Raw genomic sequence first — 24,612 nt, 5'->3', positions numbered from 1 at the left:
ATGGTCAAAACAAACACCGGTTTTCTGATTAAGCACGGGACGATCTTTTTGTTAGGTCTGCTCACCATGCTTCCATTCTTCGTGTTGCTCAACTTGTCCTTGAAAGATTTGACGCAGTTCAACCTGGAGCGGTGGACGGTGTCGTTTCCATTTCACTTTGAAAATTACACTGTGGCGTGGCAAACGATTCGGAAATACATTTGGAACAGCTTCGTCATTAGTGGCGTGACGGTGGTCGGCGTGCTGACGTTTTCCTGCCTGGCTGCATATCCGCTTGCTCGCATGAACTTTTTTCTGAAGGAAAAAGTGTATTTTCTGATCATCTCGCTGCTGATGATTCCGTTTATTTTGACGCTAGTACCGTTATTCGGACTCATCGTCAAGCTGCATATGCTGGACAGTTGGCTCGGCTTGTGGGGACCTTATATCGCGGGCGGACAAATCTTTTGCATATTTGTACTGCGCTCGTTTTTCTCGTCGTTGCCGGAGGAAATGTTCGAAGCGGCGAGAGTGGACGGGGGCAGCGAGTTGCGGATCTTGTTCGGCATCGTATTGCCACTGTCCAAAGCGATTATCGCCACACTGGGCGTGTTGAACATTCTCGGTACATGGAACGACTATATTTGGCCGTTAATGGTTGTCAGCAATGAGAAGTTGATGCCGCTGTCGCTCGGCCTGATGACGTTCCAACAGTTGTTCACGACAAATTGGGGCCCGCTATTCGCTGGCTATGTTATTGCGTCCGTTCCCCTGATCGTCCTGTTCATGTTCGCAAGCAAGCAGTTCGTGGAAGGTTTATCATCTGGCTCGATTAAAATGTAAACGGAATAGAAAGCAGGTGTTCTTTACGTGCATTTTCATCAGGCAAGACCGATCTGGCTTGCAGGCCGCGAACAAGAGATGAATGTAACGGTCGGCTTTCGTGCTGTTGTGGAAGAAGAAACTTCCGAACGGAAGTTTCTGCGATTGACGGCATCAATGAGCATATACCGGGTTTATGTCAGATTTTGAGATTGATTGATCGTAAGCCGATCGATTCAACCTTTTCATTACTGTTGCTGTCGAGGTATTAAGTGAAAGTCCCATTTATTTTCATAATTAATACAGCTTTTCTTCTGTAAACTTTATCGTAAAGTGACGCTCGTTTGAATGTAATTTGGCATTAATTTTGTGATAAAGAGGCATTCAATACGAAACCCTGTTTCAGCAGTTCCTTGCTGCAACAGGGTTTTATTGTGTGGATGTAACATTCTCCAACGCTTGCTTCAACAATGTAGTTGGTATTAATGGTTTTTATTAAACTGGCGTTCTTTGATTATTGCTTTTTGGTAACAGTCTTCGAGGCGCATACAAACGTATTGTCCAAAAATGAATTCTCGTTCAACTGGACAGGCCGTGTGCAGAACTGGGGGCAAATCCTTTAGCTATCATAAGCAGTTTCTTCATAAAATCCTGGATAGATTTAACTGCAAGATATGTAGCGCTTATATAAGTATGTGAAAATTGTTCGGAACACCATGGAGTCCAATTTCTGCATATAGGAATGCAAACCACATATTGAACCCTATTCAAATCAGAATAAAATAAGCTTCATTACGATGGCGAGAGGAGAAATAAATGTTACTGCCAAAGCCTAAACGCATTGAATATTTAGATGATCGTCTTTATCTTCACAGTGCAATGGAAGTACTGGCTGAGGAGGATTATGGTAAGAAAGCTCTTCAAGTACTCAATATTCTAGTGTCTGAAATCAACATTGCTTTCTCATATGGCATTAATAATGTTATTGAATTCGTACGTTCCAGCGATGAATTCAATATGAAAGAAGCGTATCGTATAGAGTTCCGTAAGGGGAAAGTAATGTTAACCTATGGCGATGAGCTTGGTGCACGGAATGCGGTTATTTCTTTATATGGTTTAATTGAACGCGATGCAAAGGGAATTTACATACAAGCTTGCAATATAACGGATTATCCCGACGGAGAATACAGAGGTATCCTAATCGACGTGGGAAGAAAATACATCCCTATTGAAGAAATGAAAACAATTATCCAACAAATGGCAAAAGCAAAGTATAATACGCTGCATCTTCATTTGCTTGAAACCGAACATAATCCTGTTCAAACAGACGTTTATCCTCAGTTAAATGATACTCCGATGCAACAGTATACCAAACATCAGTTGAAGGAAATCGTTGAGTATGCCACATTGTTCGGACTTGAGGTTATTCCCGAAATAGAAATGCCGGCTCACGGTTTATTCATCGTAGATAAGCTTGAGGAGCTGAAATGCAGGACTAGAACGGTCGAGCCGAGCAACTGGGCGATGTGTGTGGGGAATGAGAAAACATATGAGATCTTGGAAAACTTAATTAGAGAAATCGCTGAGATTTTCCCGGGAGATTATATCCATGTCGGTATGGATGAACTTGAATTTACCGATGTATTTCCAGAACAAAGATTGTGGCCTACATGGGATGATTGTGAAGTATGTGCCGAGCTTTCCAGGAGAGAGCATTTAGAAGGCAAGAGGGAATTGTTTTATTACTTTGTCAGTAGAATTTATGGAATTGTGACCGGATTGGGAAAGAAAATGATGATGTGGAACGATGGAGTAGATATTTCAGTCTCACCTGACATTCCTAGAGATATTCGCATTCAATTTTGGAGAGTTGCCGCGGAGGGAAGAGGTCCTGTTGAAGGATGCAGCATGCAGCGGTTTTTGGAGGAAGGCTTCCGTGTTGTGAACTCTGACTTTCCCGAGACTTACTTGGACCTCTATATGGAAGAGGAGAAAATATTAAACTGGCATCCGAAGGCAAGACCGGAGAGTACGGATGATGTGAAGCATTTAATCATTGGAGGAGAGATGTGTGCCTGGGAGTCCAAAGATCATTATGAATATACTCTTCCAAGTGCAGTGTTTGTTTTTGGCGATAAACTCTGGGACTACTCAGAAAGGGAAATAACAAGCAATTATAGACGAGCGCTTACCAAGGCCGTTCTAGGACTGCAAACGCCAATGGACTTTGATGTATTTGAAATTCTCGGTGGTATTCTTCTGCCACAAAATAAAGAGCAATTGGAAAACGTACGAAATACGAACCCTAATAAAGCAAAACTTGAGGATAGCATCGAGATCCTTCATGCTTTGATCGATTCGGAGGCATCCGGAAAGACAGCCGCAAGCGCGTATAGCCAATTTATTCGTTCTAATCTGATGTAGTAGATTTCCTGCATATCGATAGACAAACGACATATTGAACCATAAATCGAATCATGACAAACTGGGGAGCAAGAAAAACGAGGGGAGAAGACACGACTAACAATCTATATATGCGGAGGAACAAAATGGATGCTCTAATAGATTTCAAAAAAAGAGGAATAAGGAGAAAAATAGTTAAAAATTGGGAGCTTTACCTTCTGCTCTTACCAACACTTGTTTATTTTATTGTCATGGAATACATCCCGATGTACGGATTACAAATTGCGTTTAAAGATTTCGTGGTTACGAAGGGCTTTTTCGGAAGTGAATGGGTAGGTCTGAAACATTTTGAACGTTTTTTCGACTCTTATTTATTCTGGGACATCTTGAGAAACACGGTTCTGCTCAGCTTATACGAGCTAGCCACATTCCCAATCCCGGTCATCATGGCTTTGTTATTGAACCAACTGACCAGCAGTAAATTCAGACGATTCGTGCAAACGGTTACTTATGCGCCCTACTTTATTTCAACGGTCGTCCTAGCCGGCATGCTCTATTTGTTTTTATCGCCCCGTGATGGAATAATCAATCATTTCATTGAGTGGATCGGTGGAACTGCGATTTATTTTCTTGGAGAACCGGCTTGGTTTAAATCCATTTATGTTTGGTCTGGTGTTTGGCAAAACATGGGTATGGGCATGGTCATTTATTTAGCGGCATTAACATCCATAAGTCCTGAATTGCATGAAGCAGCAGTAGTGGATGGGGCAAATAAACTTCGGCGAATATGGCATGTCGATTTGCCTGGTATTATGCCGACGGTAACTATTTTACTTATTCTAAGTGTCGGAAACCTGATGAATCAAGGATTTGAAAAAGCCTTTTTGCTGCAAAATCCATTAAATATTGCTTCTGCTGAGATCATTCAAACCTACGTATACCAGATGGGGCTTGTCGGCGGACAATTTAGCTATGCATCTGCTATAGGTTTTTTCAATTCGGTCGTTAACTTTGTGTTACTCCTTATTATGAATACGATTTCTCGAAGAATGAATCAGACTACTTTATGGTAGGTGAGCAGAATGGATAGAAAAACAAAATCCGATCGCTTGTTCGATCTTTTGAATATTATTATATTTCTTATTGTTCTTCTGCTCGTTTTGTACCCTATTTACTTTATTCTTATTGCTTCCGTTAGTGATCCGACTGCAACAAACGCAGGGAAGGTTTGGTTGTTTCCGGTAGACTTCAATTGGAAAGGTTATGAAATAATCTTCTCGGAACGCTCCATCTGGACGGGTTATAAGAATTCATTGATCTATGCTGCGTTGGGCGCGGCGATAAGCACAGTCATAACGATAAGCGGCGGTTATGCTTTATCCCGCAAAGATTTGGTTGGCCGAACTCCAATTATGCTGCTTATTTTATTTACGAGTTTCTTCCAGGGGGGGCTGATCCCCAGCTATATCCTTGTTAAATATTTGGGGATGCTCGACAGTATATGGGCGATGGTTATTCCCGGGGCGGTTTCCGCCTTCCTCCTCATCGTAGCACGAACGTTCTTTCAGCAATCGATCCCGGATGATTTGTTGGAAGCGTCGATGATGGACGGTTGCAACAATACAAGATTTTTCCTTCAAATCGTAGTGCCTCTGGCTTTACCGATCATTGCCGTCATTGTGCTGTTTAATGCCGTTGGTCAATGGAACTCCTATTTTAAGGCTATGGTATATATAACCAATGATGATTTGCAACCGCTGCAAATTATTTTACGCAGAATTCTTATCAGGAACCAAAACAGTGAAATGCTTGGGAACATTACGTCTGCCCAGAGCATGGTTCAGTATGCAGAATTAATAAAATACGGGCTCATTATCGTGGCAAGCTTACCAATGCTAGTGCTCTATCCATTTCTACAGAAGTATTTTGTGAAAGGTATGATGATTGGTTCGGTGAAGGGTTAATCCGGTTAGCCGCTCACCTACCGACATGATATAAATAAAGCGAAAGGGGAAATAAAATGTGGTTTCGTTTAGCAGGTCGTAGTCCAAAAAAGCTGGCGGTTATTTTGCTCTTATTTTCGATGTTGGCAGCAAGCTTGAACTTGCAGGCTCGTATTGCTGAAGCAAGTGGCGCCGGTAACCTTGCATTTGAGTTTGATACGGATGGAGACATGCAGGGTTGGGCAACCTCCGGGCACGGTATAGTGACAGCATCTGTGCATGGTGGCGCGCTTAATTTATCTTTAAATTCGTCGGATCCTTTCTGGTACGGGCCTACGCTTCATTTATCGGCTAATCCTGCGCAAGTGATGATCTTACGCGCCAAGTCCGATAAAGGAAGTCACATGACCATCTATTACGACACTGACTTATCGCCGGGAACGTCTGAGCAGAAGACGATTAAGTTCGGTATTATTCCTGACGGTCAATATCACGAATATCGTGTCAAGGTAGGCGCCCACCCATTATGGGACGGGACGATTCAAACGTTCAGGATGGATTTGGAACCGGAAAATAGTTACCCTGCGAACGTAAGTGTCGATTATATTCGTTTCGTTACAGCGGGTTCGGAGTTTAACGGTTCAGATGACGGATGGACCGCATCTAACGACGTTGATCCGTTCGTGATTGGCTCGAATGAGATATCGACGATAGTAACGGGGGATACTCCCACTTTGACGTCTCCATCATTCGATACGGACGCAGAAGAATTGCCCATCCTTCGTTTACGGATGAAAGCAACTGCCGGAACAAGCATTGCCGTTTACTTTGAGACGGACTCGACTCCGTCACCGCAGTTTTCTGAAGACCGTGTAATGCGTGTGCCGATTATCGCAGACGGACAATTTCATGAATATTCACTCGATATGTGGTCGCATCCATTGTGGAGCGGTAAGATCGGACATATACGCCTTGTTTTGGAGGGGGACAGTTCGGAGTTGCGAGGAGCGGGATTGGCGATCGATTACTTCCGTTTCCCGGCCACTCCGCCCGCGCGGTTCGATTGGAACTATGATTATGATACGCAGGGTTGGCATGGCGACCATTCCCTTGCGCCGCTTTCCATTGTTGATGGTGAAATGCGGACGAAAGTGACGGGTACCGATCCCTACATGAGTGTGAGCAATTTAACGAATTTTGTTGGGGAACGTGACGGAACGATGGTTATTCGAATGCGGGCAACAGCGGGGGTTTTAAATGCTTCCCTATTTTTCGGAACGGAGCAATCACCAGGATTCTCCGGGGAGAGACGCTTCGATTTCGACATCATCGCGGATGGATTATTTCATGAGTATACAGTGCCAGTCGGCCAGCATCAGCAATGGAGCGGTAGAATAACCGATCTTCGTCTGGATTTGGAAGGCGGCGACATCGTCGGTGTCGAATGGGCGCTGGATTACATGTATTTCATCCCGAATCCAACCGATTTTCAATTACAAATGAAACGTTCACAGCCCTACGTTATTCTCGGCGAAGACGTAGTGATAACAGCTGAACTATTAAACCGTGGGGGCAAAATATTGCCAAACGCCCGAGTGGAGATTGAACTCCCGACGGGTTTGCAGCTTATCCAAGGCAACGTTATTGAACAGCTTGGCGATATTGGTCATCGTGAACGGAAGACAGTGACATGGAGGGCTAGGGGCGTTATTGAGGGTGGTTATTCAATCAACCTTAAAATGAATGCGGGCAGCGTTTCCGAAAATCAATCGCTTCCGTTGCCAGTGCTCGAAGCGTTACCGACGTTCGAGCCAGGTCAACCGAATGGGGGAACGGCAACAGCAGCAGTCGATCCTGTATCGGGCAATGCGATCATACAAAATGATAAGGTACGTGCAGTATTTCCTCGAAGTTCATTCGGATACGGTCAGTATTTGATCTACACGTGGTCTGATAACGAGTGGAAACAGATGGCCTCCGCCCAACCATTCGCATACGCAGTCGTCCGTCAAAATACGGGTGGCAAAGAAGCTGTGGGCTTCTATCCAACTTCCGCGCAAGCGAATAATCAGTCTGGCAAAGCTAGTCTGACCATGAGCGGTACGAACAAGGACAATTCTGGACGACAGTGGCAACACAGTTTTACATTCGAGATCGGCGTTGACGACGAATGGATGGATGTTGAGCAGCAAGTAACGGCGGACAGCAATGCTGACTTATTGAATTTATCCGGTCCGGTATTAACGGTCGGGCAAGGCAGCTTCGGGTCGACCAAAGAAGAGGCGCTGTTCCCCGGCCTGGAATGGCTCGTCGGCAATGAATCTTCATCAAGCGAGCTCGATTCGTTGCCTCCGAATTCGAATCGATATATACCGCATCCTTATAAAATAACAATACCGCTTATGGCCGTTAAGAGTGAAGGGAATATGGTCAGTCTTATGTGGGATCCAAACCAAAAGTGGGACGGTATAAACTCGCTTCCGGCAGCTAAATTTGCTTCGCCAAACTGGGTAGAAAACCAAAATAATCATGTGCTCGGACTATCGGCACTATCTGCTCCAACCGGGGTGAAAGAAAATGAGGAGCTGGCATACAATCCTTATCCCTTAACGGCTAATAATGCTTTGACGTTGCAAGCTGCTATCGCAGCATCTCCGGCAGAAAGTATTCTTGACGCGGTCGATATATATCGAGATAAAAATGGGTTGCCGGATCAACCGATTGCACATCATTTCGCAGAAGAAGTGGATATTGGATTGGATGCCTATCTGAATACGTATTGGGTGCCCGGAGCGAAGGGATGGAGGCATGTAGATGGATCGACGTGGGAACCCGCCAAATATACGTCCAATCTTGTTCTGCTTCGACTGCTCGGAATGAGCGATCCGACAAGACGGGCTGACGCAGATACGGTTATCAACGAAGTATTGAACGATATGCCGGATAAGACCAAGCTTGGACTACCTGACGGACATGTCACACAGTTCCAATCCCCTTTTTATTTTGGTCATATGATTGATGCGCTTGAGGGGTTGAAAAAAAGAATACAGAAGATTATTCAGGCACAGGACACATCCGGCGCATGGCTATTTCATAACAGTCCCGACATCGCTGGCAGGCCGCTCGGCGTTGAGGGCGAGCCGGTACTGGGCATTACGGCGGAAAACGCACAAACATTACTTCGATACGCTAACATGACAGGTGATGACACTGTTGCAGTAGCGGGACTTAAAGGTATTACAGCACTCGATAATATGGGAGATATACCGCGGGGCGCGCAAACATGGGAAGTGCCCGTTCATACGCCGGATATTCTCGCTTCGGCCAAGGCAGTTGGAGCCTACTTGGAAGCCTATAAATGGACAAACGACAAGCAATATCTTGGAAAAGCGATTAAATGGGCACGTACCGGTTTACCGTTCATTTATTCGTGGGAAATGCCCGATCGACCCATGACGCCTTATGCGACAATCTCCGTTTACGGTTCGTCACTCTATACGAACCCGTGGTTTGGTATACCGGTGTGGTGGACGGGGCTTGTTTATTCTTACGAGCTGCTGGAACTATCCCGTTATGATGAATCATTTCCTTGGCGGGAGATCGCTGACGGTATACTGGCTAGTGCAGAGATGACTCAGGCATCCGGAGTCAACGAACCATCTAGAGGCGGATATCCGGACAACTGGAATTTGATGACGAACGCGAGTTCCGCTCACGTTATGATTAATCCGGAGGCATTACTTAAAAACGTATTCCTCAGGCGAGCATTAGACAGTCAAAATCCTGATCCAGACTTCGGTACGGCCGTTAATCGCTGCCGCCGCAGCAACGGGCAAGGTTCATGCGTGGAAACACGAGTTTCTTCGATTGCGAAGATTCAATTTGAAGGATCGACTATGTCGAGTAAACTTGTGAAGTTTGATTTGACCTATCCTGCAGGAGAGACAACGTACACACTTGTAACAAAACGCGAGAAGCCAAGCAAAGTTCAGGTGAACGGCGCAACGCTAAGCGAGGTATCTGACTTCAATACGGTTGCGGCCGGCTGGAGTTACGATACGGCGACCGGTTATCTCGTATTGAAAATCCAACATTCAGTTGTTGATAAAGTGAAAATTCACTATAAGGGGAAATGAAAATGAAGAAGTGGTTCAGCTTAACATTAGTTGTCGTATTAATTCTTTCCTTATTAGCTGCATGTTCGTCAGACAAGGAAACTAAGCAGGGCGGAAACAAACCGGCATCACCTTCTGCCACCGAAGATGTCGTGCAGGAGAGCCCGTCGGGAGACAAATATGTTTTCCCGCTGAAAGAACAACAAACTTTGGATATTCTCGCTTTTAAAGGAAGCTCCATAAAAGTAAGAGACTATAATGAGTTTGAACTATTCAAAAGATTGGAGAATAAAACGAATGTTCATATCAATTGGACGCTCGCAGATGAAACCACTCTTATGGAGAAGCTGAATTTAGTGTTCGCAAGCGGGACATATCCCGATGCAATCTACGGCGCTATGGTAGGCGGAACCAGCTTAAGCTCTTGGGCGAAGCAGGGAATTCTTATTCCATTGAATGATCTCATCGATAACTACGCACCAAACCTGAAAAAAATATTTGAGAAACACCCGGAATACAAAGCGGCTGTAACTCATTATGACGGCAATATTTATTCGTTGCCCAAGGCTGTGGATGCGCCCTTCTATCAAGCTCCGGACACGATGTGGATTAATAAAAAATGGCTGGATCAAGTGGGGCTTCCGGTACCGACGACTACAGACGAGTTGTATGAAGCTTTGAAAGCGTTTAAGGGTAAGGACTTTAACGGGAACGGCAAGAAGGACGAAATCCCGATGAGCTTCTTGTACAATTCCCATTGGTTAGGCGGTTTTTCCCTATCGAATTCATTCGGGATTATGGACAACTTTAGTCATACGTACATTAAAGATCACAAATTGATGTTTGCGCCGCAGCAAGAGGAGTACAGGGATTATGTCCAATATATGCATACCTTGTATAGCGAAGGATTAGTGGATAAGGAAATGTTCACGCAAACGCCTCAGGTCTATTTCTCAAGGCTGCAGAACGAAGTTCCGGTGGTGGGTGTGGCTTCTTATCCGATCAACAGCTATTTAACGAATGGCGATGAATATGTTCCGTTGTTGGGATTAAAAGGCCCTAAAGGTGAATTTGGTTGGAAGAAAGAAAATCCTGGAATTTGGGTCGGAGCATTTATGATCACCTCGTCCAATAAAAGCCCCGAGCTCACAATGAAATGGATAGACTCTCATTATGATTCCGAAATGAGTCTCGAGATTCAAGAAGGTCCTGTCGGCTTAGGCTTGAAGAAACTGGATGATGGCAAATATGAAGATATACCGGCACCTAATGGGATGGATAATGTCGAGTTTAGGGCCAGTATGGCCCCGGGATATAACGCGCCAAACATTATACCGTCGGAGAACTATACGGATAACATCTTTATTACACCGCGCGAGACTGAGGAACTGAAGGCCTACAAGCTGAAAGAACCTTTGCTCAAGTATGAGCCATTAAATTCCGTATTGGTATATGATGCGGCAGATTATGAAGAACTTGAAAAATATGGTGACTTGAGCACTTACATTAGTACGATTTTTGCAGATTTTGTGATTAATGGGGTAACGGACGAGAAGTGGCAGAAACATCTGGAACAGGTGAAGAAACTAGGTGTAGACAAGTTCTTGGAAATCCATAGCAAATATCAATTGAAATAATTATTTTTCGTGAATGTGGGCGGCATAGCAAGTTGTACGAGCTATGTCGCCCGCTTTTGGAGTGGTACCCTCAGAAATGCACAACATACAGTCAACGGGGCGGGATTGGCAAATGAGAACCAGATTGCGGCTACCCATTTATATGCAATACTTAATCTCATACGCCATAGTGTTGTTTATCCCAACTCTAATTACAGGCGTGGTTATATACAATAGTATGATCGATACCGTACGGGAACAATCTCTCTCGGCTAACGAGCGAATGATTAAGCAAGTAGGCGAAGTGATTGATACCAAGTTTCTGGAAATGGCGAATATTGCAACGGATCTGTCAACGAATCCCCTGGTCTCATTAAATAAATATCGCGACTATTTCTATTATTACTCGATGCGCCATGTGATGAACTATCGCCTTAGCAATACATTCCTGTACGAAGTGTTCCTCTATGACCGTGAAAGGGAATATCTGTACTCATCGGATAGCACCTATTCCTTGGATGTGTTTAATCAGGTTTACTCCTATCAGGAATGGTCGGTTGATGATATTAGAAATACATTAAACACATCGATCCATCCCGTATTACGCAAGGCAGAATTGATCAATGGAGAAAGTTTCATTACGTATTTAAGACCGATTCCAATATCTGCGTTTAAGCCCAAGGGTACAGCCATTTATTTAATTAAAGAGCAAACGATCAAAGATCTCCTGCAACCTATTTTGTTATATAAAGGAAATGAAGCCTATATCATAGACAAGAATGGGACGATTATTACGGGCACCTACGAAGGAGCTCCGTTAGAGGAGTCCTTAATTGCGCAGTTGTTGTCCAGTGGGAACAATAAACAAGTTGTTCAAGAAAATGACTCCGGTCAATCGGTAAATGTTTCCTATATTCAATCGAAGTATACAGGGTTCATTTATGCTGTTGCAACGCCTGAGAAAGAGCTGTTCAAAAAAGTCAATGAGATTAAGTACATCGCGCTGCTATCATTTCTGATTATTATTTTTCTAGGCAGTGTCGGAATTTATATTGGCATGCGGTTTAACTATAAACCCGTTCGGCGTATTCTCGCTAATGTAGAAGAGGTGTGGGGCGAATTCAGAGACGAGCACGGGTTTAAGAAAATCGAGAATGCCCTTTCTACTGCAGAGAAATGGAAGCAGCAGAACGTGTTGAACGCTCCATATGTTCGCCAGCATTTGTTACTGTCATTGCTGCAAGGGAGGATTACGACGAGAGAAGAGCTCAATAAAGCAGGCAGTTTTGTAGGTCTTACGATGAACCAGAGCAGCTACTTTGTTACGGTGATTCAAGCAGAATGCGGTCTTCAAACAGGCATGAACGATCTGGGCATGTATCGGGAGTTGGACCGCAACGGGTATCAAATCTACGAACTGCAGACGGAGGCTGAATTAACGTTAATTATCGGCAAGGACAATGACTCTATACCGAAGGAGGAACTTTCCAGACTGCTGCAAGCCATGACAGAAAATGTTCAGCAGCTTGTTACGATCGGAGTAGGGACCGCAGTTAGCGAATTGAGTCAACTGGCTTCATCCTATATTGAAGCTTCTACAGCAGTCAGTCATAAATTTATATATGGAAGCGGCAAGGTCATTTTATTCTCGGAATTGGACCCCAAACTATCGCGGAAAAGTTACGATGCAACAGAAACGACGGCAAATCTTCTGGTTCATTTAGATCGAGGTGCCGTTGAGCAGGCCATGAACACTGTCGGCGTTCTTGTTGCGGAAATTAGAGGGAAAAGCGATTCGCTATTCCAGGCGAAGTCCGCTTGTATTGAGGTCATCAATGCTATTTTACTGTTTCTGCGCCAACGCTATAGTCACATTAATTATTCGAACATGCATATGTTCCCCGATGTCATTTCCTACGCGAATTTCAACTCCATCGAGCGTCTGTTGGGGGAGACGACGGATATTTGCCGGATGGCTTGCGAGATTATCCAGTCCGGGGGATTTCACATTGATCCTATTTCAGTCACAGAACGGATAGAGACCTATCTTCAGCAGCATTTTGACGATTACAACTTGAATATTCAGATGATCGCGAACGATTTAGGATTCTCTGTTTCCTATATTAGTCGGATATTTAAAGAAGATACGGGAAATACGATCATGGATTATGTCAAAGAGTTGCGGATTACAAAGGCCAAAGAGCTTTTGAAAGCAACGGATCTTCGCGTGCAAGAAATTGTGGAGCTGGTTGGTTATAAAGATGTTTCCAGTTTCATTCGCAAGTTCAAGCAAAAGCTGCAAATGACCCCGCAAGAGTTCCGGAGTTATTACAAAGCCAATAAATTCGAATGCGATTAGGAATGAGGGATATCCATGAGTCTATCATCATATGAAAAATGGATATGGATTGAATTGATCGGGTTTGACAATACACATAGCGACTTTGCAGTTGCCGCGTACCTGGAGCGAGTCGGATTTATTCCAACGGCCATGTGTTTGCTGTTATTTACCCCCGATTTTGTACACGCACATGAAGGGATGGACAGCGAAACCGTTCTGCCGATTGAAGTTTGTTCTTATGCGGCTCGTCCCTATGGCAAGGAGCGCAACAGACAGGAGTGGACCAACCATCAGCTGAGAAATTTAATTGCGGAGCTTCAGAAATACGGGATTGAAATCTATTGCAGCTTTTTTGACTTATTTCGCGTGGAAGCGGGTGACACTCCGAGAAGCAGTGAGTGGTGTGGAGCACATCCGGAGCTTTATGAGATGAATAAATCGGGACAAGCGCTAAACGTCATCAATCCGTTGAGAAGGTTCAAGGATGGCACCTACTACGAAGACTTGTTTATTACGGATTTGATGGTCGTGATACGGGATTATGGGTTTGATGGCTACCACGGGGCGGATGGTTATACGAGTCCGAGAAAAAGCCTTGCCGAAGCCGACTATTCCGATGATATGGTCGATCAATTTGTTCACCATAGCGGGATAACAGATCTACCCGATAGATTCGCGAATTGTGATGATAACCCTACATTAATGGGGGAAAGGGCCGAGTGGATTTGGCTTCATCGACGCCTGGAATGGATTCGGTTTCATGGGGAGCGTTGGGCGCAGCTGTGGCACAAAATAATGGCTGCGATTCGTAGAGAGCACAAAAAGGCTTATGCAAATACAGCTTGGACAAGAGATCCATTCGAAGCGATGTACCGTTATGGCGTAGATTACCAGCAGCTTGCCGCGACAGGAATCGACGGCTTTATCGTGGAGTCCGTCGGAGCGTCGCTGTCCGCAGGAGCAGATGAAACGGAATACGAACCGGGCAACGAGTTTATGTCGATGATCATGACGATCAAAGCTTATGTGCCGGATACGAAGCTGATCTGCTTGAATGCTATCCAGGATACGAACGAGCAGTGGGATGCGCTTAGCCATGCGCCAACTGTTCTCGAAAGGGATATTTATGCATTTTCCAATGTATATTTACAGACTCGTTCTGGATTGCATCGCTGCACGGAAGGATTTATGGCTTGTTTAGGGGATGGCATAAGCCGGGATGGCTGGGAATGGATTCTTAAACGCTGGAATTTAGGGTTCGATATTTTGGCACAGAGAACCGTGGGAGCAAGCTTGGTATGGTCCGATAAAGCTTTGCATCAATCTCTGGAACATTATATCGCTACGCGTCATTGGCCGGCTCATAAATTCACTTATGAATTGATAGCAAGAGGCGCTCCGATTCACAGCGTTGTGGATGTGAAGGATTTGCGGCAAACAAGCGGTGCAATTGTAGTTACGAATTTTCATTTACTGCCGGATGATGAATTGAAGAGCGTTCTTGCTTATCGGAATGGAGCGGCTATCATGATTGGCCTAATGACGGACCGTATCGCCCAAGCTCTCTCTGGCGCTGGCTTAGTTGCTGCATGTGAGTTGAATCAACAGTTCTGTGTCATACGTGAAGAGCAATCTGGAGCAGTAAATGTATTCTCGATGCTACAGGATAAGAAGCTTGAAGGTGAGGAGCAGGAACACGAGCAGGGGTCTCTTCAAGAGATCAATGATGCCAAATCATGGCTTGAAAGCCTTTATTTCAGTCCGGTAACTGAAGATTTCTTAACAAGTTGCGTTCAGGCATTAATTAAAATCACTGGTGCACCGCATGTAATCAGGAATGATGACCATATCCGGCCTATTGTATTAGAGATGAATCCGAACCGTTGGCGGATCATGATTAGAAATCTGCATTTGAACTACAAATCTGCAAGCCTGGATGTAGGACGTGCGATCGACAAGATGAGTATTCTGACCGAATTCCCGGGGATCCCTGTTGCAACGAACGATTCACGCTTTCAATTGTATGTTCCCGGAAGAGGTATGGTGATCGTGGAGATTGATTTCAAATCTATGGATTTGACTGCAGGCTGAATAAGGAATGGAAGTAGAGCAAAGACATAAATGAAGTGACAGGAGTGAATGAGATGTCTGTAATGACCGTAACAGGGAAGGTGAACGCGGATAGTCTGGGTTTAGTACTGCCCCATGAACATGCGTATATCGATCTAAGAAATCTAGTACCAGCACCGCACACCATATCAGGTAAAGTGTTGGCGCAGCAAAAAGTCGCATTGAGCAATATGGGAGAACTGCAGCGAAATCCATATGCGGTGCTTGATAATGCAGTAATTGATGAGGAAAAAATCGTCGAGTTTGAGCTGCTGGAGTTCAAGAAGGCGGGCGGGAAAACCTTTGTCGATCTTACGCTGCGGGATATTGGCAGGGATCCCGTGCTGTTGGCCCGATTATCGCGGCTGCTCGATATCCATATCATCGCCGGTTGCGGATACTACATTAATAAATCCCACCCTCCTGATATGGATGACAAAACAATCGAGTCAATCGCTGAGGAGATATTTAATGAAATTAAATACGGGATAGATGGAACAAACATCAAGGCCGGTGTAATTGGCGAAATCGGCACAAGCGAAATCATCTATCCGAATGAAAGAAAAACACTAATAGCAGCAGCAACTGTACAGCAGGAAACAGGATTGGGACTCCATGTACATACCGACCTCTGGGCAACCAATGGAAACGAGGTTGTGAAGATTCTGACCGAACATGGTGCAGCGGCTGGTAAGATCTGCATCAATCACGTTGATGTGGATATTAAGATGGATTATATTAAATCGCTTCTTCATCAAGGGGTATATGTTGAATTCGATAATTTCGGCAAAGAGTTCTATGCCGACAAACGGCATAAAAGCGTCTTGAAGGGACTGTTTGCCAGAGATATCGAGCGAGTACGCGCGATCAAAGAGTTGATTGATTACGGATTCCTTTCGAGAATACTGCTGTCCAATGACGTCTGCTTGAAAACATGTCTGCACAGCTATGGCGGTTGGGGTTATGATCACGTCATTACCAACATCGTCCCGATGATGGTGGATGAGGGGATTTCACTTGAACACATTCATACATTGATGTGCGGCAATCCGGCTGAATTTCTGGACAATAATTTCGGGTAACTGAGGAGAGAAGATTAACATGATTAGAATTCCGATCGAAGAATTTGCTGCAAGAGTCGAAAAGCTTAGAGTACTAATGAAGGAGCGGTATCTACACGCCTGTCTTATTTATGGCGATGAGTACCGGAAGGAAAACCTGCGTTATATGAGTAATTATTGGCCTCTATTCGAAAGAGGAGCAGTTATCGTCCCTCTTACAGGTGAGCCGATCATCGTTGCCGCGCCGGAAGGAGAAATGTTCTGCCGCGAAATGAGCGCTTGGCCGGATGTACGGCTGCTTCCCGAATTCGCTTGCGTAACGGTTCCGGATAAGATTGAATATCCGATGGCGCATTATACAAGCTTGACCGCGATTCGTGAGAAATTGCAAGAGCACGGTCCCCTGCAACGAATAGGTATCGTGGGCATCGATGCGATCCCCACGCCGCTGATGAATTCAATTGAACAAGGCTTTGCGGGCATCGAGCTCATTGATGCAAGCGATTTACTGTTTAAGCTTAGAATGACCAAGTCACCGAATGAAGTCAGGTGTCTGCAAGAAGCTGCGAGAATTGCCGATGCGGGCTATAAGCTTATGATTAATCAGGTGAAACCGGGTATGACCGAGCTGGAGCTCGCTTCGCTCGCTTATGGGGAATGTATCAAACAAGGTGCGGAGATCATGCCATTCTGCTTGTTAACAAGCGGGGAACGCGTGAATACGATCATCGGCAGACCTTCCGGGAAAGTGATTGCGGATGGGGATATGATCATGGCTGCAATAGCGGTACAAGTCGAAGGATACGTAGCTACGTTGAATTTCCCCTTTGTCGCAGGGCGCATTAGCGATGAACAGAAGAAGTTCATCGATATTCTGGTCGAAGCCGAAGATATCGCGCTGTCCAGGATCAAAGCGGGAGCAAAGCAGTGTGAAGTGGTGCGTGCGGTTAAAGCTTACTTTAAGGAAAAAGACATGACGGAGTATGACTTATACCCGCCGCTGCATGGATGCGGCTTGGCGGAAGCGGAATCCCCTTATCCGGATGAGCAGTCTGAAGCGTTATTCGTCGCCGGAATGACTGTGAATACAGACGTTAGTCTATTCGGCCATCCCTATGGTTCCAATCGGATTGAAGAGAGTCTGCTCGTAACCGAAACTGGGTATGAATCAATGTCCAAGCTGGTCCGGCAACTAAGCAAAACTTGGAAAGAAACCGCGACGATTACGGTTATTTAAGGAGGGTAAGAGATGAGCAAAGAGGGTGCAAAAAACTGGTATGTCGTCGACGGCTATTTACCCTATAAAGGTAAAGGAGACTACGATTCGCTTGAAGGCCATGAAGCGATCATGATCCTGAATTGTCAGGATACAGATGCAGAAATCCTCATGGATATTTTTTACGAAAACAGGGAGCCTGACCGGGACATCAAGCTCCTTGCTTCAGCGAGGAGAGTAAAGTGCATCCGCATGGACCATCCGGAGGAAATCGGCGGAATAGTGTTGGATAGGCAACTGCAATACTCCCTACGGTTTAGAAGCGAAGTGAATGTCATTATTCAGTACGGCAGGATGGATATTGCCCAACCTAACTTGGCTTATATTGGAATGATGGGATATTCGGAATAGTCGCGGTTTATAACCTATATATAAATGAGACCGAATTTGCAGCCAGTTAGACAGAATCCTGATCTAACTGGCTTTTTTGTGTTAGAAGTAGAGTTTATTCAATTAAAGAAGAGATGGTGCATCTGCATCGAAATAGATTTCGGTTAAGTAAAAAAACTCGCCGATCTTAGCTAAGTTTTCTGCGAGGATCGGTAGGATGAAAAGCTCGAGCGGCTTTTCGTCTTTCATGACCTCGATCCGGATATCATGGGTGCCGGCAGGTATAATTAGTTCATGCATCTTGCTTCTCGGCGAACGGTGATAAGCAGGCATAAACTCCGTTTCTTGGTCGTCTTCGAATAAAACAGTCCCGTTCAGCCACACTTTTACCGGGTTAGCCGTTCCTGCAATTAACCGGACGGCTTGTTCATTTGGATTTACAAGCTTGGAAACCGCGGTATATTTACCAGGCACCGTAGTATTCAAGGCACCGGTAAAGTCGATTCGATCACCGGCGAAGTCGACCGTTTGAATAACCGATTGATTCGGGCCAGATAACGGCGGAGCGGTTAATGGTTATAGTTGATACTCATTATGTCAAAATCGTGCAAACGAACAAGACGAATCAACGGCATGTCAAGAAAAACAAGTTATCGAAATAGACGATAAAAGTCCAAGACCTGCAAAGACGCCAATTCGTTCATGCAGTACGATAATTACGATCGGGTCGCAGCCGATGAGCGAAGCATTAACATGTAAGCGCTTAAGTTTTTTCGATGCCGGATTGATTTGAAGACGATGAACAAAAACAAAATCATTTCATGAGAACGGAGGTCATACGATGGGCGGTATTGGTGCATCCGGTATTATATTGCTCGTGTTAATCGCGTTGCTATTATTCGGGCCAAATAAGCTTCCCGAACTGGGCAAAGCGTTCGGTCGTACGATGCGCGAATTCAAGAAAGGCGCCAACGAATTGTTGGATGATACGAAGCCGGCAAGCCGTGTCGACGTTTCACCGGAACAACCGGAGCTGCAGAAAGCGGAACGGCGACTGCCGGAATAAGCAAATCTGCAACGAACACACCCTATGGGGCCGGCCTCTCGATGCGAAACAACTTTTCGCGTTAGGGGCGGCCCCATTGTTGCGAGGAGGCGAAAGATGAGATATGGCCGAAGACCAAAGCACACAGCGCAGTGACGAATGGATGCCGCTTACGGGGCATCTTGGTGAATTGCGCAAACGGATTATTTATAGCTTGATCGTATTTGCGTTCGGGCTTGTCGGGGGCTTGTTTGGTTCCCAGCCGTTATTCGATTATTTGGTGGAAGCGGCGCCAGTGAGGAACTTGAATCTGCACGCATTCTCGCCATGGGACGCCATCGGGCTTTACATGAAATTTGCTTTTCTGATCTCGTTCGTCGTCGCGATTCCATTTGCGATGTTTCAGTTGTGGTTATTCGTGAAACCGGCGTTGGAGGAAAAAGAGCAGAGAGCGACGCTCATGTTCGTTCCTTGGGCGCTTGCCATGTTCCTCGTCGGCTTGGCTTTCTCTTATTTTGTCGTCTTTCCGATGGCGTTCCAGTTTACGGAGAAGGTTACGTTTAATTTGGGGCTAGAGCAGACGTACGGCGTATCGCAATATTTTTCGTTCTTGTTCAACATATTGCTGCCGATCTCTCTGCTGTTCGAGCTTCCGCTCGTCATTTTGTTCCTGAGCCGCATCGGTATTCTGAGCCCGGCACTGCTTGTAAGAATGAGGAAAATGGCCTGGTTTATTCTGATCGCAATCGGTGTGACAGTTACTCCCCCGGACGTTGTATCGGATTTTCTTGTCGCTGTACCACTCGTACTCTTGTACGAAATCAGCGTATTCTTATCTAAGCTTGCCTTTGGAAGAAGACAACGTGCGCTGGAGCGCGAGATTGAGGCGATGGGTGAAGCGTAAACCACCAGTTGGATGGCCATTCAGTAGATGGAAGCCAAAGTGAAAGTCAGTTTTGTGCAAACGACGTGTCGTAAACGTCGTCTGGATGCCCGAATAAAGACCAAGCAATACGCGGCATAAACAATAAACTCTGCAAAGACTTGGCCGTGTTTTCACAGTAGGATTAGACTAAACGAGAGGCCAATCGTTGAATGTAAGCAAGGAGGAACAGCAGCAATGAAAGCGCTACAACCGAGATGAAAGGAGGCGAAAGGTGACTAGAATGGCGGACCGCGAGCATTTTAGATCGGCAAGACCCATATGGCCGAAGGATCGGGAGAGGGACAAAAATATCACCGTCGGCTTCAGAGGTTTTGTAACAACGCGCAAGGACACAAGTTTAACGTTGCATATTGCCGCATCGACCCTCTATCGATGCTATATAAACGGCAAGTTCATCGGGCACGGGCCAGCCCGCGGGCCCCATGGGCATTATCGAGTCGATGTATGGGACCTGAGCGAATACGTCAACGAAGGCACTAACCTCGTAGCCATTGAGGTGGCGGGCTATAATATCAACAGCTATTACGTACTTGATCAGCCATCCTTCCTACAGGCGGAGGTTCGGGCAGGCGAGGATGTACTTCTGGCGACGGGCGCCGAGGACGGATTCGAGGCGTCACTCTTGAAGGAACGTGTACGGAAGGTGCAGCGATTCAGCTTCCAGAGAACGTTCGTCGAAGCGTATTCGCTACAATCTGGCTATGACAGCTGGCGGTATGATGGAAGCGCTTCCTTCAACCGAATTGCCTGCATAGAGTCGGGCGTGAAGACCTTGATTCCAAGGGGCGTCTCCATAGCTAAGTTCACCGAGCGTAATCCGCTTGCGGTGTACGCGAGGGGAGAAGTGATTCGCCGGAAATGGCAGGGAGCTTATTGGCGCGATCGTTCCTTGACAGGCGTAGGCCCTCAGTACGGAGGTTACGAAATGAACGATCTGGCCTTCATTTTATCGGATGAATTGGCCGATCTGCCTGTACTTCGTCAACGTATCGTTCAGCAACCGCATGCACAAGACGATTCTTTATCGCTCGCTACCTGCGAGTTTGGGATTCTGGACATGGGAATCAACCGGACCGGGTTCATTGGCGGTACCGTTAGTTGCCGTCGTAGGACCTTGCTGTACGTGACGTTCGACGAGGTTCTACGGGAAGACGACGTGGATCATTTGCGATTCGGTTGCGTCAATGCCCTGCGGTATGAGCTTGAACCCGGAACCTACAGGTTGGAATCGTTCGAGCCGTATACCCTTCGCTATATGAAGTGGATAGCAGCGGAAGGGGAATGCGAGGTGTCGGGGATTTACATGAGGGAATATGCGAACGCCGATGCCGGCAAGGCGCAATTCCGATCCGGCGACGAACGGCTGAACGCGATTTTCGAAGCAGGCAGGGAAACGTTCCGACAGAACGTAGTCGATCTGTTCATGGATTGTCCCTCAAGGGAGCGCGCCGGATGGCTGTGCGACAGCTTCTTCATGGGACGGGCGGCGTTCAGCTTGACGGGGCATACGCAGGTGGAGCGAGCTTTCTTCGAAAATTACCTCTTGCCCGATAGCTTCCCGCATTTGCCCGAAGGGATGCTCCCGATGTGTTATCCAGCTGACCATAACGACGGTGTCTTTATTCCGAATTGGTCTCTCTGGTTCGTTATCGAATTGGAGGAGTATCTGGAACGGAGCGGCGATCGGAAGTTGATCGAGGCGATGCAGCCGAGAATTATGAAATTGTTCGACTACTTCGAACGGTTCAAGAACGAAGACGGACTGCTGGAGAGTCTTGAAAGCTGGGTATTCCTGGAGTGGTCCAAGGCGAACGAATTCGTACAGGACGTTAATTATCCAAGCAATATGCTGTATGCAGCCTCACTTGCCGCCGCGGGTCGAATATACCAACAGACCCGCCTGTTGCAAGAGGCCGAGAAGGTGCATGAGGTGATCCGGAGGCAGTCCTATGATGGAAGTTTTTTCATAGACAATGCAGTGAGGCTGGACGGCCGCCTCGTAACTACTCGGAATAGGAGCGAGATTTGTCAGTATTACGCGTTCTATTTCGGAACGGCCGATCCCAACGGCAATCCTGAGCTCTGGGATACGCTGATAAACCGTTTCGGGCCTTCCAGGAATCGGACGAACGCGTATCCGGACATTCATGAAGCGAATGCCTTCATCGGAAATTATTTGCGCCTCGAATTGCTGGCAAGGTACGGATATGTACGTCAGGCGGTGGACGAATCCGCTGACTACCTGCTGTACATGGCTGAACGAACCGGGACGCTCTGGGAGAACGTCGGGGACTACGCCAGCTGCAATCACGGATTCGCTTCCCATGTCGTACACAGCTTGATTCGCGACGTACTAGGCATCTACAGAATCGACCCGATCGCGCAAACCCTTACGCTGAGGTTCTGCGATCTGGACATTTCCTTCTGTAAGGGGGTGCTGCCTCTAGGAGATGGTGAGGTTCGCTTAGAATGGTCCAAGGTGGACGGACGAGTGGAATATCGGATCAACGTTCCACCGGGTTACAAGGTGAAAGTCGAGAATTTAACCGGACTACCGCTTCACGGCAAGATGGATGAATCAGCGATACTTTATACTTCCAAGGAGGAATGAAGGAATGCCGAATAATGACGGGTTTTCCATCCCTGAAGGGAATAGCTCTTCTGAGCTAAGCAGTCAGCTAGACAAAGCGCTAGCAAAGCCGATCAGCCGCAGGAAGATGATGACGGCGCTAGGGCTGACCGGTCTCTCCTTAATGGCGGGCGGCAAACTCTCTTACGCAAGCTCGACGACGCTTACAACGAACATGAAGCTCAAAAAAACAAACCCGCTTAACGCTGCCGATGTCAATGGCAACTTCGATCAGATCGATCAGGAGTTCAGCGGTCGTTCGGTTACACCGGATTTCTATAGGGTCGGCACAGGAACGGACGACACAGCGGCCGTTCAAGCAGCCTTCGACTCCGGCCACACGGTCATCTTTACGCGAAACTACAATGTCAGATCGGTAGAGATGAAAGGCGACACGCAAACGATCAACTTTAACGGCTATTGGCTGATTGGAATAACGGGAAGCGGGGACTCCGCCTCCGACAAGGATGCGATACTCAAAATTACGGGCATCTATCTGGAGCTCTATGATATCAAAATCAATGGCCAGTTTAACCGCAATTACCGTGCGGGGATTCATTGGTATTCGCGTCCAGGTTATCCCCAAGCCGGATTTATCAATGTGTATGGTATGTATATCCGGGATATTCTCGTGGGCATTCAATATGGAGCATGGCTGGATGATCCGAGCCCTCACGATGCGCCGCAGAGCGAGAATTACTTGTACGGCTTTCGCTGCCGAAGCTTGCAGAACTGCATCATCAGCAATCAACCGAACGGATTCCTTAAAATATCCGGAAGTACGATCGATTGCCATCAGAGGGAATGGGTATTTCAACCCGGCAACCCGTTCAGCATTCCGGATTCAACCGTCATTACTTGCAAGATCGGCCAGATTTCAGTCGAAGATAGCGAATTGTTGAAGGTGGAATATTTGGAGGGATGCGGGCTTCAAGGCCGAAACATCGTCGTTTCGAACTGCGTCATTGAAATGCCTTGCACTTGGGTGAAAGCCGAGGGAGACGTGACGATCGATGTCGTCCACGGGGGCTTTATGGGCGGTAACTCCGGATTGCCAATGTTCCAGATCGCTCCTGGCTCATTGGGGTCCTTAAGAATTCAGAATGTTCGAATGTCGCGTAGCGCAGGCGTAGGAGACTACTTGACCAATTACATCATAGCCGGACTTGAAAGTTCTCCGAACTATCACGTGAGCATAGCCCGATGCGATCTAGGCGAGTGGGCGCCTTATTACATTGCTTTGTCGAGGGAAAGAAACCGCGTATTCGTTCAGGATACCCACTTTACCTATACGGCGGGAGGCGCCTTGCAACGCTATACGATTCACGATAAGAAGGATTATGTCAATCTGATCGCTTCGGTCGATACGACTGGCGAAAATATGTCGACAACCGCAAATACGGCGGATAAATCCGGCTGGGTATGGACCAATCTGTACGGCTCGGGAACGGTCTATTTCCGTAAAACGAGTTCCGATGTTCCGTCGGGATATGCAAGCGCGATCGAGGTCGTCGCAACCGGCGAATCGTTTATTACCTCGCAACCATTTGCGGTAACCCCGAATGCGCTGGCTGTATTCCGGATGAAGGCGAAAAGGATCGGCGGCGGCGGTCATGCCGGCATTAAGTTGCTCTGGTTTCAAGCCGACGGCACTGCGTCCGCAACTGCGGAAACCTATTTATTCGGTACCGTGGACATCGGCACCGGCTGGTCGGATTTGATGGTGACGGCTGCCATTCCGAGCGATGCCGCTTACGCCAGAATCAAGCTGACTGCAGAGGTAGGCTCTCTCTTCGCAACCGGCATGGAGTTCTGCACGGCGGTCGACAACAACTACCATAACTCCTTTATTAATGAATTGAACCGTTCGCTTGATGTTGCCGGCGAGGGCTTCATTCTTAAGGCACCGAACGGTGCGCGCTACAAGATCGCGGTGAATAATAGCGGCGCGCTTACCGCAACCCCCTATTAAAAAAATAAAATATGAAATCTGGAGG

17 protein-coding genes are annotated in these 24,612 nt (G+C 46.5%); 16 read left to right on the top strand and 1 reads right to left on the bottom strand.

Annotated features, from left to right (window positions below; all coding sequences use genetic code 11):
* The 12 genes from ACFPOF_RS31055 (at nucleotide 1) to ACFPOF_RS31000 (ending at nucleotide 18,016) form a co-directional block, all read left to right on the top strand.
* Nucleotides 1-822: a carbohydrate ABC transporter permease gene (locus tag ACFPOF_RS31055; RefSeq protein ID WP_378139625.1), complete on the top strand. Its 822-nt coding sequence runs from the start codon at nucleotides 1-3 to the stop codon at nucleotides 820-822.
* Nucleotides 823-849: 27 nt separating this feature from the next.
* Nucleotides 850-1,011, top strand: a complete 162-nt coding sequence (locus ACFPOF_RS31050; RefSeq protein ID WP_378139623.1) for a hypothetical protein — start codon at nucleotides 850-852, stop codon at nucleotides 1,009-1,011.
* Between the two features lie 606 nt (nucleotides 1,012-1,617).
* Nucleotides 1,618-3,225, top strand: a complete 1,608-nt coding sequence (locus ACFPOF_RS31045) for a family 20 glycosylhydrolase (protein WP_378139621.1) — start codon at nucleotides 1,618-1,620, stop codon at nucleotides 3,223-3,225.
* Between the two features lie 125 nt (nucleotides 3,226-3,350).
* Entirely contained in the window at nucleotides 3,351-4,277 is a 927-nt protein-coding gene (locus ACFPOF_RS31040; protein ID WP_378139619.1) for an ABC transporter permease, read from the top strand.
* Nucleotides 4,278-4,286: 9 nt separating this feature from the next.
* On the top strand, nucleotides 4,287-5,168 hold the full coding sequence (locus ACFPOF_RS31035; RefSeq protein WP_378139617.1) for a carbohydrate ABC transporter permease: 882 nt from the start codon (nucleotides 4,287-4,289) through the stop codon (nucleotides 5,166-5,168).
* A gap of 56 nt (nucleotides 5,169-5,224) precedes the next feature.
* Nucleotides 5,225-9,283, top strand: a complete 4,059-nt coding sequence (locus ACFPOF_RS31030) for a hypothetical protein (RefSeq protein ID WP_378139615.1) — start codon at nucleotides 5,225-5,227, stop codon at nucleotides 9,281-9,283.
* Nucleotides 9,284-9,285: 2 nt separating this feature from the next.
* Nucleotides 9,286-10,899: an extracellular solute-binding protein gene (locus ACFPOF_RS31025; RefSeq protein WP_378139613.1), complete on the top strand. Its 1,614-nt coding sequence runs from the start codon at nucleotides 9,286-9,288 to the stop codon at nucleotides 10,897-10,899.
* A gap of 112 nt (nucleotides 10,900-11,011) precedes the next feature.
* Entirely contained in the window at nucleotides 11,012-13,237 is a 2,226-nt protein-coding gene (locus tag ACFPOF_RS31020) for a helix-turn-helix domain-containing protein (protein ID WP_378139611.1), read from the top strand.
* Nucleotides 13,238-13,252: 15 nt separating this feature from the next.
* A complete protein-coding gene (locus ACFPOF_RS31015) occupies nucleotides 13,253-15,310 on the top strand; it encodes a hypothetical protein (protein ID WP_378139609.1) in 2,058 nt (685 codons plus the stop codon).
* A 53-nt stretch (nucleotides 15,311-15,363) separates the two neighbouring features.
* Complete coding sequence (locus ACFPOF_RS31010; protein WP_378139607.1) at nucleotides 15,364-16,410, top strand: phosphotriesterase family protein; 1,047 nt, start codon at nucleotides 15,364-15,366, stop codon at nucleotides 16,408-16,410.
* 19 nt (nucleotides 16,411-16,429) lie between these two features.
* A complete protein-coding gene (locus tag ACFPOF_RS31005; protein ID WP_378139605.1) occupies nucleotides 16,430-17,626 on the top strand; it encodes a M24 family metallopeptidase in 1,197 nt (398 codons plus the stop codon).
* 12 nt (nucleotides 17,627-17,638) lie between these two features.
* A complete protein-coding gene (locus ACFPOF_RS31000; protein WP_378139603.1) occupies nucleotides 17,639-18,016 on the top strand; it encodes a sensory rhodopsin transducer in 378 nt (125 codons plus the stop codon).
* A 102-nt stretch (nucleotides 18,017-18,118) separates the two neighbouring features.
* On the opposite strand, the gene ACFPOF_RS30995 is transcribed toward ACFPOF_RS31000, so the two are convergent.
* Complete coding sequence (locus ACFPOF_RS30995) at nucleotides 18,119-18,469, bottom strand: hypothetical protein (RefSeq protein ID WP_378139601.1); 351 nt, start codon at nucleotides 18,467-18,469, stop codon at nucleotides 18,119-18,121.
* Nucleotides 18,470-18,836: 367 nt separating this feature from the next.
* Here ACFPOF_RS30995 and tatA point away from each other — a divergent pair, with 367 nt between their 5' ends.
* The 4 genes from tatA (at nucleotide 18,837) to ACFPOF_RS30975 (ending at nucleotide 24,587) form a co-directional block, all read left to right on the top strand.
* The gene (gene tatA, locus ACFPOF_RS30990) at nucleotides 18,837-19,061 is read left to right on the top strand and encodes a twin-arginine translocase TatA/TatE family subunit (protein WP_378139599.1); all 225 of its coding nucleotides are present in this window, start codon (nucleotides 18,837-18,839) and stop codon (nucleotides 19,059-19,061) included.
* Nucleotides 19,062-19,164: 103 nt separating this feature from the next.
* Nucleotides 19,165-19,944: a twin-arginine translocase subunit TatC gene (gene tatC, locus ACFPOF_RS30985; protein WP_378139597.1), complete on the top strand. Its 780-nt coding sequence runs from the start codon at nucleotides 19,165-19,167 to the stop codon at nucleotides 19,942-19,944.
* Nucleotides 19,945-20,206: 262 nt separating this feature from the next.
* Nucleotides 20,207-22,597 carry an alpha-L-rhamnosidase-related protein gene (locus tag ACFPOF_RS30980; RefSeq protein WP_378140460.1) on the top strand — a complete coding sequence of 797 codons (2,391 nt, stop codon included), beginning with the start codon at nucleotides 20,207-20,209 and terminating at the stop codon, nucleotides 22,595-22,597.
* Nucleotides 22,598-22,601: 4 nt separating this feature from the next.
* Nucleotides 22,602-24,587: a hypothetical protein gene (locus ACFPOF_RS30975; protein WP_378139595.1), complete on the top strand. Its 1,986-nt coding sequence runs from the start codon at nucleotides 22,602-22,604 to the stop codon at nucleotides 24,585-24,587.
* The last annotated feature ends 25 nt before the right edge of the window (nucleotides 24,588-24,612 follow it).

The sequence above is a fragment of the Cohnella soli genome (assembly GCF_042655525.1).
In the GTDB taxonomy this organism is placed as follows: Bacteria; Bacillota; Bacilli; order Paenibacillales; family Paenibacillaceae; genus Cohnella; species Cohnella soli.
The sequence above is the reverse complement of the archived record's forward strand: the minus strand, read 5'-3'. Positions and strand labels throughout refer to the sequence as shown.

Bases quoted from the DNA above. Each gene is read 5' to 3' on its own strand.
- ACFPOF_RS30980 (WP_378140460.1), top strand. From the start codon at position 20,207: ATGGCGGACCGCGAGCATTTTAGATCGGCAAGACCCATATGGCCGAAG.
- ACFPOF_RS31010 (WP_378139607.1), top strand. From the start codon at position 15,364: ATGTCTGTAATGACCGTAACAGGGAAGGTGAACGCGGATAGTCTGGGT.
- ACFPOF_RS31015 (WP_378139609.1), top strand. From the start codon at position 13,253: ATGAGTCTATCATCATATGAAAAATGGATATGGATTGAATTGATCGGG.
- tatA (WP_378139599.1), top strand. From the start codon at position 18,837: ATGGGCGGTATTGGTGCATCCGGTATTATATTGCTCGTGTTAATCGCG.
- ACFPOF_RS31040 (WP_378139619.1), top strand. From the start codon at position 3,351: ATGGATGCTCTAATAGATTTCAAAAAAAGAGGAATAAGGAGAAAAATA.
- ACFPOF_RS31030 (WP_378139615.1), top strand. From the start codon at position 5,225: ATGTGGTTTCGTTTAGCAGGTCGTAGTCCAAAAAAGCTGGCGGTTATT.
- ACFPOF_RS30975 (WP_378139595.1), top strand. From the start codon at position 22,602: ATGCCGAATAATGACGGGTTTTCCATCCCTGAAGGGAATAGCTCTTCT.
- ACFPOF_RS31020 (WP_378139611.1), top strand. From the start codon at position 11,012: ATGAGAACCAGATTGCGGCTACCCATTTATATGCAATACTTAATCTCA.
- ACFPOF_RS31055 (WP_378139625.1), top strand. From the start codon at position 1: ATGGTCAAAACAAACACCGGTTTTCTGATTAAGCACGGGACGATCTTT.
- ACFPOF_RS31035 (WP_378139617.1), top strand. From the start codon at position 4,287: ATGGATAGAAAAACAAAATCCGATCGCTTGTTCGATCTTTTGAATATT.
- ACFPOF_RS31045 (WP_378139621.1), top strand. From the start codon at position 1,618: ATGTTACTGCCAAAGCCTAAACGCATTGAATATTTAGATGATCGTCTT.
- ACFPOF_RS31005 (WP_378139605.1), top strand. From the start codon at position 16,430: ATGATTAGAATTCCGATCGAAGAATTTGCTGCAAGAGTCGAAAAGCTT.
- tatC (WP_378139597.1), top strand. From the start codon at position 19,165: ATGGCCGAAGACCAAAGCACACAGCGCAGTGACGAATGGATGCCGCTT.
- ACFPOF_RS31000 (WP_378139603.1), top strand. From the start codon at position 17,639: ATGAGCAAAGAGGGTGCAAAAAACTGGTATGTCGTCGACGGCTATTTA.
- ACFPOF_RS31025 (WP_378139613.1), top strand. From the start codon at position 9,286: ATGAAGAAGTGGTTCAGCTTAACATTAGTTGTCGTATTAATTCTTTCC.